This window comes from Micromonospora sp. WMMD1274, from assembly GCF_049179035.1.
Classification (GTDB): Bacteria; Actinomycetota; Actinomycetes; order Mycobacteriales; family Micromonosporaceae; genus Micromonospora; species Micromonospora tulbaghiae.
The window spans coordinates 2,702,364-2,719,473 of sequence record NZ_JBMHMG010000001.1 but is presented as its reverse complement, the minus strand read 5'-3'; the positions used below and the strand labels follow the sequence as shown (position 1 = coordinate 2,719,473).

The 17,110-nt window shown below is 69.1% G+C and carries 5 protein-coding genes, 3 rRNA genes and 2 pseudogenes; 6 read left to right on the top strand and 4 right to left on the bottom strand.

Annotated elements, in window-relative coordinates; genetic code table 11:
• Positions 1-254: 254 nt before the first annotated feature.
• Positions 255-698 (bottom strand): PRC-barrel domain-containing protein, encoded by a 444-nt coding sequence (locus ACN27D_RS12500; RefSeq protein ID WP_357898665.1) that lies wholly within the window; start codon positions 696-698, stop codon positions 255-257.
• Between the two features lie 122 nt (positions 699-820).
• Between ACN27D_RS12500 and ACN27D_RS12495 the strand changes: the two genes are divergently transcribed.
• The 5 genes from ACN27D_RS12495 to ACN27D_RS12475 all read left to right on the top strand — a co-directional run bounded on the left by ACN27D_RS12495 (position 821) and on the right by ACN27D_RS12475 (position 8,036).
• Positions 821-1,072, top strand: a complete 252-nt coding sequence (locus ACN27D_RS12495) for an SCO4848 family membrane protein (protein WP_120572650.1) — start codon at positions 821-823, stop codon at positions 1,070-1,072.
• A gap of 743 nt (positions 1,073-1,815) precedes the next feature.
• Positions 1,816-3,330, top strand: a 16S ribosomal RNA gene (locus ACN27D_RS12490).
• Between the two features lie 388 nt (positions 3,331-3,718).
• Positions 3,719-6,828 (top strand): 23S ribosomal RNA (locus tag ACN27D_RS12485).
• Between the two features lie 79 nt (positions 6,829-6,907).
• A 5S ribosomal RNA gene (rrf, locus tag ACN27D_RS12480) occupies positions 6,908-7,024 on the top strand.
• Together the 16S, 23S and 5S rRNA genes form the textbook arrangement of a ribosomal RNA operon.
• A gap of 385 nt (positions 7,025-7,409) precedes the next feature.
• Positions 7,410-8,036, top strand: coding sequence for an NADPH-dependent F420 reductase (locus ACN27D_RS12475; protein WP_121684559.1), 627 nt, complete (start codon positions 7,410-7,412; stop codon positions 8,034-8,036).
• A 56-nt stretch (positions 8,037-8,092) separates the two neighbouring features.
• On the opposite strand, the gene ACN27D_RS12470 is transcribed toward ACN27D_RS12475, so the two are convergent.
• Complete coding sequence (locus ACN27D_RS12470; RefSeq protein ID WP_199733162.1) at positions 8,093-9,910, bottom strand: VanW family protein; 1,818 nt, start codon at positions 9,908-9,910, stop codon at positions 8,093-8,095.
• 186 nt (positions 9,911-10,096) lie between these two features.
• Here ACN27D_RS12470 and nudC point away from each other — a divergent pair.
• A pseudogene (gene nudC, locus ACN27D_RS12465) lies at positions 10,097-11,020 on the top strand (NAD(+) diphosphatase); the annotation flags it as partial.
• Here nudC and ACN27D_RS12460 read toward each other — a convergent pair.
• Together ACN27D_RS12460 and ACN27D_RS12455 are read right to left on the bottom strand one after the other, a co-directional pair.
• Positions 10,911-12,200: a lipopolysaccharide biosynthesis protein gene (locus ACN27D_RS12460; RefSeq protein ID WP_421499143.1), complete on the bottom strand. Its 1,290-nt coding sequence runs from the start codon at positions 12,198-12,200 to the stop codon at positions 10,911-10,913. The pseudogene nudC and the gene ACN27D_RS12460 overlap by 110 nt on opposite strands.
• A 503-nt stretch (positions 12,201-12,703) precedes the next feature.
• A pseudogene (locus ACN27D_RS12455) lies at positions 12,704-16,975 on the bottom strand (alpha-(1->3)-arabinofuranosyltransferase); the annotation flags it as partial.
• Between the last annotated feature and the right edge of the window lie 135 nt (positions 16,976-17,110).

The window sequence follows — 17,110 nt, the reverse complement described above, 5'->3', positions numbered from 1 at the left end:
GGCGGGGAAACGCGACCCGGGTGTCACCCGGGTCGGTGGAGCGGGCTCGTCAGAACGAGCGCCGCCATCGCCCGCCGGCGCGGAAACGGAGTCCGCCGGCACGGAGTACGTCGAGGATCTGCTCCCGGCCGTCGACAGCGTGGCCCGGGAGACCTCTGCGGGTCTCCGGGAGGCAGCTGCGCGGCCGGACCATGACTGACACGGTATCCGCTCACCGGCCTGCGCCGCTGCCTCCCGCAGTGCTCCTGCCGGGCTTACTGCTGTCGATAGCTCTCGGTGTAGTAGCTGCCGACCCGCTCCCGGTAGTCGGGGTGCGCGAAGTGGTCGCTGTCGAACGCGGGGGACTCCTTCACCTGCTCCCGGGTGCGGTCCACGTGCACGACGCGGTCCAGGTGGTCGACCTGGGCCACCGTCCCGGCCGGCAGCAGCACCTTCTTGCCGAAGATCCACGGGCCGGTGTCCACCACCAGGTACCGCGCGTCGGCGTCGTCGCTCGCCTCGTCGATGGAGCCGATCCGGCCGTCCGTCGCCTCCACCCGGTAGCCGGTGAGGTCGATCGGCGTACCCGGGCCGGGGGCGTCCGGGCCGTCGTCCGCCTCGCCGGTGCGCTGTTCCGGCACGTCGCCCGGCCGGGTCTGGTCGTACCCACCGGCCAGGGCGGACGGATCCCGCCAGGTCCACGGGTTGAACGGCTGCATCGGTGGCACCTCCGTCGAATCGGCTCGACAGAACAGTGCCCCGGGGGCGGGAACGGAAACGCGAGCTGCGCCGGCCGCGGGCCTGACCTGGGCGGACGGCACCGCTGGCATACTGGCCGACCATGGTCCTGTCACGTGGTTGGTCGCTGTTCCTGGTCGCCGTCGGAGTCTGGACGTGGGCGATCTGGCCGAGGTTCGCGGTCGCCATCTGGAACGACGAGCGCGCCTGGTCGGCCGGCGCCGTCGGCGAGGGCAGCCCGACCGGCTTCCTGTGGGTACACGCCCTGCTGATCGCCGCGTCCCTGGCCATCGGCACGACTGTGGGAGTCCTGGGCATCAGGGCATGGCGTGCCGCCCGCCGCCCCACCGCCTGACCCGCCCCGGCCCGTCCTCACCCCCGGCCCAGCTCTCGCTCCGGTGATCAAGGAGTTGGTGTCCTCGGAGGGCTCGAATCGGGACGTGAAGTCCTTGGTCAACGGGAGCGGGACGGGTGTGACGCGCGCCGCTACCCCCCGATTTGACGATCAAACCTGGAGACGCGTAACTTTCTCTCTGCCAGCGCGGAACGGGGCAAACGGGACGAAAGCCCGGGAGCACCGAACAGGGCTGGCGCCGGGTCCGACCAAGACTGAGGTCTTGCGAGGACGCGGTCCGGGCGAGGCCCGCTGAAACGCCGCAGGGCGGATTTGGCGGAGCGGAATCGACCGGGTAAGGTTGTCGACCGGCAGGGAAACGGACGGGCCAGCGGGAAACCGCGGGCGGCCGGCCTGCCAAATCCGATGATCAAGCGCAACGGGTGACTGCTGCGCATGCTCAGCGGCGCCAACCCGTACGAAGCATGACAGACCGGGACACACGGTTTGACACGGCAGAGACGGTGAGGTAACGTAGTAAAGTGCCCGGTGCGAGAGCGGCGGGCAGCTGAACGAATTACCCCGGTCGGGGTTCCGCTAGCGCGGGGCTTCTGGTTGGTGTGTGGTTGTTCTTTGAGAACTCAACAGGGTGCTTGTAAAGCCAGTGCCAATTGTTTTATACCCCGGACTGGTCAGGCTGTTGTCTGGCTGGTTGGGATTCCTTTGGCAACACTTTTGTTGTCAGGATGCTGTTCGACAAGTTTTTGTTGGAGAGTTTGATCCTGGCTCAGGACGAACGCTGGCGGCGTGCTTAACACATGCAAGTCGAGCGGAAAGGCCCTTCGGGGTACTCGAGCGGCGAACGGGTGAGTAACACGTGAGCAACCTGCCCCAGGCTTTGGGATAACCCCGGGAAACCGGGGCTAATACCGAATATGACCTTGCACCGCATGGTGTTTGGTGGAAAGTTTTTCGGCTTGGGATGGGCTCGCGGCCTATCAGCTTGTTGGTGGGGTGATGGCCTACCAAGGCGACGACGGGTAGCCGGCCTGAGAGGGCGACCGGCCACACTGGGACTGAGACACGGCCCAGACTCCTACGGGAGGCAGCAGTGGGGAATATTGCACAATGGGCGGAAGCCTGATGCAGCGACGCCGCGTGAGGGATGACGGCCTTCGGGTTGTAAACCTCTTTCAGCAGGGACGAAGCGTAAGTGACGGTACCTGCAGAAGAAGCGCCGGCCAACTACGTGCCAGCAGCCGCGGTAAGACGTAGGGCGCGAGCGTTGTCCGGATTTATTGGGCGTAAAGAGCTCGTAGGCGGCTTGTCGCGTCGACTGTGAAAACCCGCAGCTCAACTGCGGGCCTGCAGTCGATACGGGCAGGCTAGAGTTCGGTAGGGGAGACTGGAATTCCTGGTGTAGCGGTGAAATGCGCAGATATCAGGAGGAACACCGGTGGCGAAGGCGGGTCTCTGGGCCGATACTGACGCTGAGGAGCGAAAGCGTGGGGAGCGAACAGGATTAGATACCCTGGTAGTCCACGCTGTAAACGTTGGGCGCTAGGTGTGGGGGGCCTCTCCGGTTCCCTGTGCCGCAGCTAACGCATTAAGCGCCCCGCCTGGGGAGTACGGCCGCAAGGCTAAAACTCAAAGGAATTGACGGGGGCCCGCACAAGCGGCGGAGCATGCGGATTAATTCGATGCAACGCGAAGAACCTTACCTGGGTTTGACATGGCCGCAAAACTGTCAGAGATGGCAGGTCCTTCGGGGGCGGTCACAGGTGGTGCATGGCTGTCGTCAGCTCGTGTCGTGAGATGTTGGGTTAAGTCCCGCAACGAGCGCAACCCTCGTTCGATGTTGCCAGCGCGTTATGGCGGGGACTCATCGAAGACTGCCGGGGTCAACTCGGAGGAAGGTGGGGATGACGTCAAGTCATCATGCCCCTTATGTCCAGGGCTTCACGCATGCTACAATGGCCGGTACAATGGGCTGCGATACCGTGAGGTGGAGCGAATCCCAAAAAGCCGGTCTCAGTTCGGATCGGGGTCTGCAACTCGACCCCGTGAAGTCGGAGTCGCTAGTAATCGCAGATCAGCAACGCTGCGGTGAATACGTTCCCGGGCCTTGTACACACCGCCCGTCACGTCACGAAAGTCGGCAACACCCGAAGCCGGTGGCCCAACCCTTGTGGAGGGAGCCGTCGAAGGTGGGGCTGGCGATTGGGACGAAGTCGTAACAAGGTAGCCGTACCGGAAGGTGCGGCTGGATCACCTCCTTTCTAAGGAGCACCATCCACCGAAAGGTGGTATGGAGCCCGCGGCCCGCGAATGTCGGGTCGGGGTGCTCAGATGGCGGAGACACTGGCAAGTTCGGCGCCGGCAACGGCCTGGTTCTTCTAGTACAGCTGCTCTTCGGGGTGGTGGGAACGAGAACCTGGTGCGGCTGGCGCGGGATGTAAGCACCCTGTTGGGTCCTGAAAGAACAACCCGAGTGGTTGTTTTTTCAGAGCCTTGAGATGCCCCTGTGGACGGTGTTCCCGGGGGTGGAGGCGCCAGGCATGGCCTGGTCTCGCATACCGCCGGCGGGTTGTCGGGTTCTGGTGTGGGGCTGTGGGTTGTGGGTTGGTTGTTTGTTGAGAATTGCACAGTGGACGCGAGCATCTTTGTGGTCAAGTTGTCAAGGGCGAACGGTGGATGCCTTGGCACCAGGAGCCGATGAAGGACGTGGGAGGCCGCGATAGGCCTGGGGGAGCTGTCAACCAAGCTGTGATCCCAGGGTGTCCGAATGGGGAAACCCGGCATCAGTCATGTGATGTCACCCGCACCTGAACACATAGGGTGTGTGGGGGGAACGCGGGGAAGTGAAACATCTCAGTACCCGTAGGAAGAGAAAACAAATAGTGATTCCGTGAGTAGTGGCGAGCGAAAGCGGATTGAGGCTAAACCGGCGGCGTGTGATACCTGTCAGGGGTTGCGTGGTCGGGGTTGTGGGACCCTGCTGAACAAGCTGACACTTGTTCGAGGAGTTACAAAGCCAGTGGTTAGTCGAACAGTCTGGAATGGCTGACCGTAGACGGTGATAGTCCGGTAGGTGAAAGCTGCTGGTCTTCTGTGGGTGTTCCCGAGTAGCGGCGGACTCCTGAAATCTGCCGTGAATCTGCCAGGACCACCTGGTAAGCCTAAATACTTCCTGGTGACCGATAGCGGACGAGTACCGTGAGGGAATGGTGAAAAGTACCCCGGGAGGGGAGTGAAATAGTACCTGAAACCGTTCGCCTACAATCCGTCGGAGCCTTGCGGGGTGACGGCGTGCCTTTTGAAGAATGAGCCTGCGAGTTAGTGGCATGTGGCGAGGTTAACCCGTGTGGGGGAGCCGTAGCGAAAGCGAGTCTGAATAGGGCGTTTTTAGTCGCATGCTCTAGACCCGAAGCGGAGTGATCTAGCCATGGGCAGGCTGAAGCGCGGGTAAGACCGCGTGGAGGGCCGAACCCACCAACGTTGAAAAGTTGGGGGATGACCTGTGGTTAGGGGTGAAAGGCCAATCAAACTCCGTGATAGCTGGTTCTCCCCGAAATGCATTTAGGTGCAGCGTCGCGTGTTTCTTGCCGGAGGTAGAGCACTGGATGGTCTAGGGGGCCCACAAGCTTACCGAAATCAGCCAAACTCCGAATGCCGGTAAGTGAGAGCGCGGCAGTGAGACTGCGGGGGATAAGCTTCGTAGTCGAGAGGGAAACAGCCCAGATCACCAGCTAAGGCCCCTAAGCGTGTGCTAAGTGGAAAAGGATGTGGGGTCGCATAGACAACCAGGAGGTTGGCTTAGAAGCAGCCACCCTTTAAAGAGTGCGTAATAGCTCACTGGTCAAGTGGTTCCGCGCCGACAATGTAGCGGGGCTCAAGCACACCGCCGAAGCTGTGGCATTCACATAATAACTTCGCCTGGCCTTGATGCCGGGTGCAGGTGTGTGGATGGGTAGGGGAGCGTCGTGCCGGGGGTGAAGCAGCGGGGTGACCCAGTTGTGGACGCGGCACGAGTGAGAATGCAGGCATGAGTAGCGAAAGAAGGGTGAGAAACCCTTCCGCCGGATGACCAAGGGTTCCAGGGCCAGGCTAATCCGCCCTGGGTGAGTCGGGACCTAAGGCGAGGCCGAGAGGCGTAGTCGATGGACAACGGGTTGATATTCCCGTACCCGCGAAAGAGCGACCCTGACGAACCTCGTTGTGCTAACCACCCGAGCTGCCGGCGGTCTTCGGACCAATGGTGGGGAGCGTGGGAACCTGGCGGGTAGTAGTCAAGCGATGGGGTGACGCAGGAAGGTAGCTGAGCCCGGCCGGTGGTTGTGCCGGGGTAAGCGTGTAGGCCGGTGTGTAGGCAAATCCGCACACCACTAGGGCTGAGACGTGATGCCGAGCCGATTCAGGTGAAGTCAGTGATCCTATGCTGCCGAGAAAAGCCTCTAGCGAGTTCTTAGCGGCCCGTACCCCAAACCGACACAGGTGGTCAGGTAGAGAATACCGAGGCGATCGGGCGAACTGTGGTTAAGGAACTCGGCAAATTGCCCCCGTAACTTAGGGAGAAGGGGGGCCGGAGACGTGAAGCCCCGCGCGGGTGGAGCGTTGTATGGCCGCAGAGAGCAGGGGGAAGCGACTGTTTACTAAAAACACAGGTCCATGCGAAGAAGTAATTCGATGTATATGGACTGACGCCTGCCCGGTGCTGGAACGTTAAGGGGACCTGTTAGCTCTTCGGGGCGAAGCGGAGAACTTAAGCGCCAGTAAACGGCGGTGGTAACTATAACCATCCTAAGGTAGCGAAATTCCTTGTCGGGTAAGTTCCGACCTGCACGAATGGCGTAACGACTTCCCCACTGTCTCAACCACAGGCCCGGCGAAATTGCATTACGAGTAAAGATGCTCGTTACGCGCGGCAGGACGGAAAGACCCCGGGACCTTTACTATAGCTTGACATTGGTATCTGAATTAGCTTGTGTAGGATAGGTGGGAGCCGGTGAAGTCCATACGCCAGTATGGGTGGAGGCAATCTTGAAATACCACTCTGGTTGATTTGGGTATCTAACTTCGGACCGTTATCCGGTTCAGGGACAGTGTCTGGTGGGTAGTTTAACTGGGGCGGTTGCCTCCTAAAGGGTAACGGAGGCGCCCAAAGGTTCCCTCAGCCTGGTTGGCAATCAGGTGTTGAGTGCAAGTGCACAAGGGAGCTTGACTGTGAGACTGACAGGTCGAGCAGGGACGAAAGTCGGGACTAGTGATCCGGCACTGGCATGTGGAAGCGGTGTCGCTCAACGGATAAAAGGTACCCCGGGGATAACAGGCTGATCTTCCCCAAGAGTCCATATCGACGGGATGGTTTGGCACCTCGATGTCGGCTCGTCGCATCCTGGGGCTGTAGCAGGTCCCAAGGGTTGGGCTGTTCGCCCATTAAAGCGGTACGCGAGCTGGGTTTAGAACGTCGTGAGACAGTTCGGTCCCTATCCGCCGTGCGCGTAGGATACTTGAGAAGGGCTGTCCCTAGTACGAGAGGACCGGGACGGACGAACCTCTGGTGTGCCAGTTGTCCCGCCAGGGGCACGGCTGGTTAGCTACGTTCGGAAGGGATAACCGCTGAAAGCATCTAAGCGGGAAGCTCGCTTCAAGATGAGGTATCCCACCCACATTTGTGGGGTAAGGCCCCCAGCTAGACGACTGGGTTGATAGGCCGGAAATGTAAGCCCGGTAACGGGTTCAGTTGACCGGTACTAATAGGCCGAGGACTTGACTACTAAGCTGCTACGCGTCCACTGTGCAACTCTGAACAAACCACCACCCATGTTGTTGGGTTGGTTGACATGTTCATAGAGTTACGGCGGTCATGGCGGAGGGGAAACGCCCGGTCACATTCCGAACCCGGAAGCTAAGCCCTCCAGCGCCGATGGTACTGCACTCGGGAGGGTGTGGGAGAGTAGGACACCGCCGGACAATCTTCCAATTCAGGGCCACCCCCACACGGGGGTGGCCCTGAATTGCGTCCGCCCCCGCCAGACCGGCCGCAAAGCCGGCCCTGGGTGCGTGTGAGCGATGGCCCGCCCACCATTTCCCCAAAGTGGCGGCAACGAAGTACCCCGGACCCAGTCACTTCCCCGAACTGGCGGGTCGGCCCGCCACTTCCCCGAACTGGCGAACCGGCCCGCCACTTCCCCAATTGCGTTCCCCTCGGAAAACACCACGACGGGCCGCCTCGGTCTCGTACCGTCGAGCCGGGACCGTCGACGCACGCTCGCCCGCCGGCTCGGCGGTACGAAACGTGACGTGTCGTACGCCGGGACCGTGATCGGGTCCGACCGCACGGGGTACAGGAGTGGGCATGGAGATCGGAATCATCGGGTCGGGGCACATCGGGGGCACCCTCACCCGTCGTCTGCGTTCACTCGGTCACGACGTCGCGGTGGCCAACTCCCGCGGGCCGGAGAGCCTGGCCGACCTGGCCGCCGAGACCGGCGCCCGGGCCGTGTCGGTGGAGGACGCCGTCCAGGGCGCCGAGCTGGTGGTCATCGCGATCCCGCTGAAGGCGGTGCCGCAGCTCCCGGCGGCGCTCTTCGACGGCAAGCTCGTGGTCGACGCCAACAACTACTACCCCCAGCGGGACGGCGACATCCCCGAGCTGCTGGACCGCAGCCTCAGCTCCAGCCGCTGGACCGCTGACCACCTCAAGGGCGCGCGGGTGGTGAAGGTCTTCAACAACATCCAGGCCGCGCACCTGATGGACGAGGGCAAGCCGGCGGGCACCTCCGGCCGGATCGCGCTGCCGGTGGCCGCCGACGACGCGGACGCCAAGCGGACCGTCATGGGCCTGGTGGACGAGCTGGGCTTCGACCCGGTCGACGCGGGCACCCTGGACGAGAGCTGGCGGCAGCAGCCGGACACGCCCGTCTACGGCACCGATCGGGACGCCGACGGCGTACGCGAAGGGCTGGCCGCGGCACGGCCGTGACAGGCATGGGAAAGGCCCCGCCGGATCTCCGGCGGGGCCTTCTCGCGTTCGGTGGATCAGTCGTCGCCGCCCGGCTTCGGGGCGCAGATGAAGCGCGGCTCGGCGTCGTAGCGCCAGCTGAACTTCTCCCGCTTGAACACCTTGCCGTCCTTCTTGATGACCCGGTACGCGTCCTGGGCGAACCCGACTGCGCCGGCAGCGGCGATGCAGGTCGGCCCCGGCGTCAGGTAGACCGTCTTCGGCTGGGTGATGTTGCGGCGCGGGCCGTACTCGGTCTTCACGCTGTCGTAGATCTTGGTGCTCCAGATCGACACGGTGATCGAGCTGGACGTGTACGACGTGTCGATCAGTACGCCGTAGGGCGTGTTGTTGCGGAACTTGAAGTCGAGCTGCGGCCAGTAGATGGTCGACTCGATCACCGCCGGGTAGCGGCTGAAGTAGAACGAGTGCGGCTTGTGCTCGACGTCCTCCAGCCCGGCGTAGTAGGTGGCGTTGAACAGCGTGGTGGTGAACTGCGAGACGCCACCGCCGACGCCCGGCACCAGCTTGCCGCCGACGATCGTCGGGGCGTCCTTGTAGCCCTGGTCGTAGCCGCGTTCGCCGGTGTGCCCGTTGAGCGAGAACGTCTCGCCGGGCTTCACCAGCGCGCCGTCCACGTCCTTCGCCGCCCGGACGATGTTCTGGCTGCGCGGCGACGAAAGGCCACCGGTGAAGTGGGTGGTGAACGTCGACACCCGCTCCTTGATGCCGAGCTTCGCCAGCTCCGCCTCGGTCAGCTCGGGGGCGGCCGGCTTCAGCTCGGCGGTCACCGTACGGCCCTCGGTCTTCGGCAGCACCGCGAGCAGGGCCGGGCCGAGCGCGGCGGCGTCGACCTGGCGCCCGGCCTTGCTGGGCAGCACCTTCGGCTTGCCGCCGCTGATGGTCAGCCCGGCGTCCCGCGGCTCGACCTCGAGCTTGGTCAGCTTGTCGCCGAGCGCGGTACGCAGCCGCTTGACGTCGACCTTCGGGGTGAGCGTGCCGGCGTCGTCGGCGGAGAAGCGCAGCGACCGGGCGATGGCGGCGGGCGGGACGGTGACCGAGCCTCCGTCGGTGGTGAGCGTGACCGGTGCGGCCACCGCGGGCCGGGCCAGTTCGGCGATGATCCGGTCCACCTCCTCGCGGGTGGTGGCCGGCCACTTCTCGACGAGCGGCACGGTGACCGGCTCGGCGGCCAACCAGCCGGCCTTGACCACGGCGGCGGCGCCGTCGGTGTCGATCGTCAGCGCCGGCTTCGGGTAGACGGGCTTCGGTGTGGTCCCGGTCCAGATGATCGCCGGCATGGTCATCTCACGCCCCTGCGCGCCCATCACCTTGCGCAGGGCCGCCCCCAGCTTGGCCTGGTCGACGGTGACCACCGGCTCGACCGACCGGGAGCCGACGAGTCGGCTCACCGCGTGCGCGTCCGCCTCGGCGGCCGCCGCCACAGTCGCCTCCACGTCGATGGCGAGCCCCACGTCGGACGGCTTCAGCTCGGCCTTGTTCCCACCGACTGTGACCGCGAGCGGGGTGTTCAACGTGTCGGCCCGGCGTTCCAGCTCGGCGCGGAGCGCCTGGGCCGCTTCGGCCTTGCTCCGCCCGCCCAGCTCGGTGCCGAGCACCGTGGTGCCGCGGGGCACGTCACCGGCGTACGCGTAGGCACCCAGGCCGACGCCGCCGGCGAGCACGGCCGCGACGATCCCGCCGGCCAGCAGCAGCCGGGCCCGTCGCGAGCGTGCCGGCTTGCCGCCGCCCTCCGGTGGTGTGGCGACCGGCTCCATCTCGACGCCGGGCCAGCTCACCGCCGCCACCTTGATGGTGGGCCGGTCGTCGGCAGCCGGCATCTTCTCGCCGTACATCGTCACTGCAACCTCGATCGGAAGTACACGCGGGGACCGCTTCCCCCGCGGGAGACACCTACGGTAACCAACGCTCGGGCCCGCCGGGAGTGTCCGGTCCGGCGGTCGTGTCGGCAGACCGCCGGTGTCGCACCGATCACCCGTTTCGGGGCCGTGCCGGGGCGTGGATCGTGACACGGTGAGCTGGTGCGGACACAGGATCGGGTGCCGGCGTACGGCGGCGGATGGCTGGACCGGGCTGCGGAGCGGCGCGCCGACGCGGACTGGCTGGCCGAACGGCTGACCGATCCGGCGAGCGTGGTGCTGCCGCTGTGGCAGGACCGCTGCCTCGTCGACGGGGACGGTCCGGTCCGGCTCACCGGGGAGCGTGCGTCGGCCGTCCGGGCCGCCGCGGGCGAGACCGTCTTCCTCGGGGTCGACGGCGACGCGGCGGTGTTCGCCGTGGATCTCTCCGCGCTGGGCGAGCGGGCCGCAGTGGAGGCGGCCTCCGCGACGAAGGCTCTCGACCTGCGGGCGCTGGCCGGCCGGCTCGACCCGGCCGGGTCGGCCGTGCAGGCGTACGCCCGGGGGTTGCTGTTGTGGCACCGGCAGCAGCGCTACTGCGGCGCGTGCGGCGCGGCGGCGGTGGCCGGTGGTGGCGGGCACGTCCGGGCCTGCGCCGGCGCGGAGTGCGGGCGGCTGCTGTTTCCCCGGATCGAGCCGGCCGTCATCGTGCTCGTCGAGGCGCCCGGCCCGCCGGGGCGCTGCCTGCTGGCCCGGCACGCGGGCGCGGCCGAGGGGGCCTGGTCGACGCTCGCCGGTTTCGTCGAGGTCGGCGAGAGCCTGGAGGACGCGGTCCGCCGGGAGCTTCAGGAGGAGGCGGGCGTGACCGTCACCGACGTGACCTACCAGGGGTCGCAGGCGTGGCCGTTCCCCGCCGGCCTGATGGTGGGGTTCCACGCCGTCGCCGCCTCCGAGGAGGTCCGCGTCGACGGCGTGGAGCTGCTGGACGCGCGCTGGTTCACGCGGGCGGAGCTGCGGGAGCGGCTCGCGTCCGGCCGGTCGCTGGGCCGGGTGGACTCGATCGATCACCTGTTGCTGGGTGACTGGCTGTCCGCCGACGCGCCGGCACGGCCATCAGCAGTGTCGTGACCACGGCCGTCGCGAGGGCCGCGGCGACGAGACCGCCGACGGTACGCGGGCGCACGATCGCGGCGACCGTCACCAGCGCCGCGGTGCCCAGCCACAGCGGTGCCGCCGCCCACCTGACGCCCCCGGCGAGCCGGTCGTTGAGCAGCACGAACGTCACCGCGTAGAGCGCGCCGACGGCGGCGAACAGCGGCGCGTACCGGCCGAGCGCCGTGTAGTCGGGTCCGCCGACGAGCCGGAAGGCCAACCCGCCCGCGACCGCCGACGCGCCGACCAGGACCAGACCGCACGCACCCGTCACCGCGAGCGCGACGGTGCGGCTGCGGCGGTCCCCGCGGGCCAGGCGCGGCAGGGCGAGGACGGCGGCGACCTGCGGCGCCCAGAGCGCGCCCTTGGTCAGGACGGTCCCCACCGAGTACGCCCCGGAGCCCGACGGTGGCAGCAGTTGCCGGGCCAGGAGCAGGTCGGCGTAGGAGACGACGAGCATCGCCAGCGTCGCCCCGCATCCGGCGGTCACCTGGGCGACGGTCAGGCGCGGGGCGGCCGACGGACGCCGGGGCGTACCGGTGAGCCAGGCCAGCGCCGGGGGCGCCAGCGCGGCGGTGAGCGCACCGATCCCCAGCGCGCCGGTCAGGCCCGCGCCGAGCAGCAGCCCCACGATCACCCCGCCGTAGCGGGCGGCGGCCAGCAGCGCCATCGCGGTGGCGAGCCGCAGGAAACGCTGACCGCCCTGCAACTCGCCGAGCGAGCGCGACGAGAGCACCACCGAGGCGGTGGTGACCGCCAGCAGCGCGGGCGCCACCGCCGGCAGGTCCAGCGCGGCGACCAGCACCGGCGTCGCCACCAGCAGCGCCCCCGCGCACACGGCGGCGGTCAGCACGGTGAGCCGGCGGGTGTCGGACGGGCCGTGCCGGGCGTGGTGCACGGCGACCGCCAGTTGCAGGCCGAGCCCCGGCACACCGGCGATGGCCACCAGACCGAGGGCGGTGGCGAGCGCGCCGAGGTCGTCCGCGTCGAGCTTCCGGGCGGCGAGCACCGGCACCAGGTAGGCCAGGCCGTTGACCAGGACACCGGCGAGCGTGACCGCGACGCCCGCCGCGCCCAGCCCGGTTCTCCGGCCGTCCGCCGCCTCCGGCTCGGGGCCCGGCCGGCCCTCGCTCACGTGATCTCCGAGACGCGGGACAGCGGGCCGCCGTCCGAGCCGGGGCCGCCCTCCGAGCCCGGCACGCCGTCCGAGCCCGGCACGCCGTCCGAGCCCGGCACGCCGTCCGAGCCCGGCACGCCGTCCGAGCCCGGGCCGTCGTCCGCGCCCGGGACGGCGTCCGGGCCCGGGACGGCGTCCGGTCCCGGCCGCCCGTCGGGACCCGGCACGGCGCGACCGTCCAGGTCCGGACCCGGCTCGGCGTCGTGGTCCGGGCCTCGGTCCGCGCCCGGCTCGACGTCGCGTGCGCCCGGCTCGGCCTCACGGTCCGCGTCCCGGCCCGGTCCCGGACCGGCGTCGCGGCTCCCGCCCGGCCCGGTCCCGTGGTCCGGTCCCAGGCCCGCAACCGGACCCGGACCGATGGGTGCGGCGGCAGGAACGGCGACTGTGGCCGGAGCGGCGACGGCAGCAGCGGCGAGGGCGGGGACGGGCGTCGGCTGCCCGGCCGGCTCCGGCGCCCGGAGGGCCGGCACGGCCGGGGCCGCCGCCGAGGTCGGCCTGATCCGGCGCACGGGCCGTCGGCGGGCGGTCGTGGGAAGCCAGAGCGCGCCCAGGGCGGCGACCGTCAGGAGCTGCGGCAGCGCGTCGGTGTGCTGGTCGGTCGATTCCAGGTAGACCCACCCGGCCAGCGCCACGAGCGCGCCGGGAAGCCACGTCTCGGCCGCCCGGGCGATCCTCCTGACCCGCCGGGGGTCACCGGTCCAGGGCAGGCGGCGCGGCCCGGGCACGGCGAGCATGAAGCCCGCCGCGACCAGCAGGGCGCCGAGCAGACCGCTGTGGAGCACGAGCGCGGCGGCGCCGACTGCGAGCAGCGGCAGCGAGCGGGTGAGCCGTCGCCGGGCCGCCGGTACGGCGACGACCGCGCGATTCCCGGCCGGCCGGCGGTCCGGCAGCACCGCGAGCAGGACCACCACCGCCAGCAGGACGCCGCCGAGCAGCAGACCCATCCGGTACGGGGTGTCCGGCGTGAAGCGCAGCACCACGTCCCCGGAGACACCGGCGGGAAGGATCCAGCCCTGCTGCCAGCCGTCCACCACGAGCGGCGTGAGCGTCTTCCCGCCGATGGTCGCCTGCCAGCCGGTGTTGGTGTTCTCCCGGACCGCGAGCACCCGGTCGACGGGGTGCTCGGACACCCGTACCCGCCGCTCGGTGGCCGACCAGGAACCCACCTGGATGTCGCCGGCGGTGGCCGCCGCGGCGGGCGTGGCGGTACGTGGCGCCAGCGCGACCCGGGTGGCGGTGGCGAGCGTGCTCGCCGTGGTGACGACGCGGTGCTCGCCGCTGCCCAGGTCGAGCTGCTTCGGCGTGTTGCGGCCACAGGCGGTGACCGGCATCTCGCGCATCTCCAGCAGGTCGCGCACGGTGCCGGTGAGCGTGGTGGTGATCCGGGACGAGCCGACCTGGAGCGTCGGGCCCGATCCGCAGGCCAGCTTCAGCGGCGTCTCCGGGCGGGGCGCGACAGTGGTCCCGAGGGGCAGCACCGTCACCTCGCCGACCGCGACGGGCAGCGGCTCGGGCAGGCGCAGGCCGTACGGGTCGATGCTGGTGGCGGACGGCTTGTCGAGGAACTGGATGGTGATCGAGTCGGTCCGCATCGGCGGGTCGAGCGTGAGCACGCCGTCGTTGGTGAGCAGGTTGCTGCGGAACCCGTCGTTGCCGACCACCCGGACGCTACCGAGCCGGGTGGCGGCGGTCCCGTCCTCGACGGTGAACCGGATCCGGCTGATGACCTGCGGTTCGAGCCAGGTGAGACGCAGGATCGGCGCCTCGTCGTTCAGCGCCGGTGACCAGCTCGTGGCCGGGTCGCCGTCGAGGACCGCGCCGGGCCGGCCGACCGGGTCGGGTACCGCCGTCGAGGACGCGGTGACCTGCGGCGCGAGGCGCAACGGCTGGGCGTCGGCGACCAGCTTGTCCAGGGCGGCGTTCAGCTCCGGGCCGGGCGTCGGCCGCGCCCACATCCTCGCGTCGTACGTCCCGGCCACCGGCAGCGTGAAGGTGCGGTCGATGGTGGAGGCGTCCTCCGAGCCGCGGATCGCGTCGGTGGAGCAGCGCGGCCGGCCGTCGACGATGAAGCAGGCGGGCGTGGACGGCGCCGCCGACACGACGACGCCGGCCGGCTGGTCGGTGGCGGGGGCGGCGGGCAACTGGAGCGTCCGGCCGGTCTCGACGCCGGGGATCTTGATCTCGCTGATGCCGACCGACTTGTCGCCGAACGGGCGCAGGTCGAACGCGGCGTCGACGGAGACCTCGACCTTGCGGGTGGCGTGGACGCCCTGGAGCTCGAAGACCATGTGGTCGCCGAACTGCTCGACGGTGCGGCTCTCGTACCCGGCGGTTACGGTGACCGTGGTGGGCAGGGCGTCGGCCTTCAGGTCGAACCACACCTCGACCCGGGTGACCCGGGTCGGGTTCGCCAGGTTCACCTCGATCCACTGCCTGTCGCTGCGCGAGTGCGGCGCCGAGCGCCAAGACGTGGCGGTGTCGCCGTCCATCGCCGCGTACGGCTGGTATTCGGGCCGGGCACCGCCGGTGGCGTCGATCTGGGAGCGGGCGGTCGAGGCGCGGATGCCGCTGATGCCCTCGAAGCGGGCGACGGTCGACCACTCCGGCCCCCAGTCGGGCAGGTAGTCGTGCGCGGGCGCGGACACCGCGAAGGTGTCGTCGGCGGTCAGCGTCTGGGAGGAGTTGTCGCGCAGCCGGCCGAACGAGACGTCGCGCCGGCGCAGCCCGTCGGTCAGCACGACCGGCCCGGTGCTCTCGCCGGCCTTCGCGTCGCCGGCCAGGATCGTGGGCGCGGCACTCAGCTGGCCCGAGGCGGCCAGGTCGAGCAGCGACTCGGGACCGCCGACGACAGTGGTCACGTCGTCGCGGTCGTACGCGACCACCGGCTGGACGGGCCGGTCCACCCGGTACACCTCAAGTGCGCGTCCGGGCACGTCGAGGCCCTGGTCGCGGAACTCGTCCGGGGAGTCGGAGCCGCCGCGTACCGGGCCGAAGGACACGACGCGGGTCAGCCCGGGCGAGCGTTCCAGCGCCTGCCGGACGACCGCCGGGCGGGCCGTGTCCGAGCGGCCGTGGTCGAGGTCGGCGCGGAACAGGACGTGGCTGATCCCGGAGCGGGCGAGCAGGTCGGCCAGGCCGGCCGAGCCGGCGCCGGTGGCGAGCGTCGACTCGATCGCGTCGAGCAGCCGGATCGTGGCGGGCGGGGTGAACGGGATGGCGTTGCGGACCGCCCACCGGCTGTCCAGCAGCGGCTGGGCGATCTCGTCGGTGGTGCTGCCCCAGTCGTACGCGGGGAAGCGCGCGCCGGGGACGACCAGCACGCGTCCGCGTCCGGTGTTCGCGTCCAGCCAGTCGGTGGCCTCGTGCCAGTAGCCGGGCACGTCCTTCACCGCGCCCGGCGTGGCGAGGCCACCGGCGAGCGCCGGTGAGGCCACGCCTGCGACCGCGACCATCGCCGTGCCGGCGGTGAGCCAGGCCCGGGCCGTGGCGCGGCCACGACGCTGCCCGGGTGCGGTCCGGGCCGCGCGTACGGCGAGGCTGACCAGGTGCGCCAGGCCGAGCGCCAGCGGCAGGCGGAGCAGCACGTCGAACTTGTGCACGTTGCGCAGCGGGGCGCCGATGCCGTCGAGGAACTGCTGCTGCGGCCCGGCGAGGATGTTGGGCAGGTCGCCGGTGTGCCCGAGCCCGACGAGCGCAACGCCGAGCAGCAGGCCGGTGATGAGGAACCGCCGGTGCGGCATCCCCCGCCGGGACAGGCCGAGCACGCCGAGCGCGGCGACCGCCAGGGTGGCCACGACGAGCAGCGTGTCGTTGGCCAGCCGCGCGCCGGCCGGGATGGTCGCGCCGAACGGGGACGCCAGGTAGGCGACCCAGTAGGAGGCGCCGCGCAGCGTCGTCACCGCGTCGGTGACGCTCGTGGTGTTGCGGGCGGTCTCGATGTAGTCGAGGAACGGCGGGCTGTACCGGCCGAGGACCAGCAGCGGGATCAGCCACCACGCGGTGGCCAGGGCGACCGCGCCGCACCAGGCCGCGAGGGCGGTGACGCGGCGGCGCAGCGGCCGGAGCGTGGCGAGCCAGAGCAGGGCGAGCGGCACTACGGCGGCGACGGCTGTGGCGTTGACGCCGCCCGCGCAGGCGACGGCGATAGCCGACCCGGCGACCGCGCGGCGCAGCCGCGCGCCCCGGGCGAGTCCGACGAGCGGGATGAGCACCCACGGCGCGACGGCGCTGGGCCAGGACTCCACCGACGACCAGCCGAGCTGGGTCAGGATGCGCGGGGACAGCGCGAACGCGACGCCGGCGATCATCCGGCCGGCGGGGCTGCCGATGCCGAGCCGGCCCGCCAGCCGCACCACACCGAGGTACGCGACGCAGAACAGCAGCGCCCACCACAGCCGCTGGACGATCCACGGCGCGATGCCCAGTTCCGTCCCGAGCAGGAAGAACGGACCCATCGGCCAGAGATACCCGTACGCCTGGTTCTGGAGCTGGCCGAACGTGCCGGTGGGGTCCCAGAGGTGCAGCGAGCGCAGCAGCCACCCGGCCGGATTGACGTTCAGGTCGACCTTGGTGTCCGGGACGACCTGCCCGGGCGCCTGCTGGAAGGCGAGTGCGGTGAGCGCGAGACAGATCGTCAGGTGCCGGAACCGTCGCGCCGTCTGCCGGGCCCGGCCGGTCTCCCGGGCGGGGAGGTCCGTCCCCGTCGGCGACGTTGTCGTCCCGTCCGCACGCATTTTCGGCTCCTGTCTCGCCGGCCGTACGCGCACCTGCAACATGACGCGTGTCGCGCGACGTTATCCGGACCGGACGCGCAGCGGCGACCTGGGGGCGCTGCGGGGCGTTATCAGGAGAACGGCCGTCCCCACGGC

Excerpts from the sequence above, each read along its gene's own strand:
- ACN27D_RS12475 (WP_121684559.1), top strand. The coding sequence starts at position 7,410 with ATGGAGATCGGAATCATCGGGTCGGGGCACATCGGGGGCACCCTCACC.
- ACN27D_RS12470 (WP_199733162.1), bottom strand. The coding sequence starts at position 9,910 with ATGTACGGCGAGAAGATGCCGGCTGCCGACGACCGGCCCACCATCAAG.
- ACN27D_RS12495 (WP_120572650.1), top strand. The coding sequence starts at position 821 with ATGGTCCTGTCACGTGGTTGGTCGCTGTTCCTGGTCGCCGTCGGAGTC.
- ACN27D_RS12500 (WP_357898665.1), bottom strand. The coding sequence starts at position 698 with ATGCAGCCGTTCAACCCGTGGACCTGGCGGGATCCGTCCGCCCTGGCC.